Genomic DNA, 700 nt, shown 5'->3' on the forward strand with positions numbered 1-700 from the left:
CCCTCGTCCCGGCGGAGGGTCCCTACCACCACAGCGTTCTCGGCCGAGCTGCGAGTGCTGCGGTCCGCAAGGTCCTGCACGCCCATCGTCAGCACCGGATGGGCACTGACCTCGATGAACGCCCCGTGCCCGTCGCCCAGAAGCAGATCCACCGCCTCCGCGAAACACACCCGCTGCCGCAGATTCCGGTACCAGTACCCACCATCCAGCCGCACCGCCCGACCCGGCTCCACCGTGGACCAGAACGGAACCAGCGGCTCACGGGCCTCCACCGTCTTCAGCAGCTCAGCCAGTTCCTCTTCGATCTCCTCCACCTGAGAGGAGTGCGAGGCGTAGTCCACCGGGATACGGCGGACCCGCACACCCTCCCGCTCACACATCTCCACGAAGTCGTCCACGGCCGTGACCGCACCCGAAACCACGGTCGCCGAGGGCCCGTTCACCGCAGCAACGCCCAACACCCCCGACCAGGAAGTCAGACGCTCTTCCACCTCGGCTACCGGCAGGGCTACGGACACCATCCCACCGCCACCCGCCAGCACGCGGCCGATCGCCTGCGAACGCAACGCCACCACCCGCGCCCCGTCCTCCAACGACAACCCACCCGCCACCACCGCAGCAGCGATCTCGCCCTGCGAATGGCCCACCACCGCATCCGGCACCACACCCGCGCTCGCCCACACCTCCGCGAGCGAGACCA

The 700-nt window shown here is 69.1% G+C and carries 1 protein-coding gene; it reads right to left on the reverse strand.

Annotated features, from left to right (window positions below; genetic code table 11):
* A partial coding sequence (locus tag IE185_RS32880; RefSeq protein WP_189716587.1) for an acyltransferase domain-containing protein occupies window positions 1-700 on the reverse strand: 700 nt, incomplete at both ends.

The organism is Streptomyces chryseus, from assembly GCF_014650755.1.
Taxonomy (GTDB): domain Bacteria; phylum Actinomycetota; class Actinomycetes; order Streptomycetales; family Streptomycetaceae; genus Streptomyces; species Streptomyces chryseus.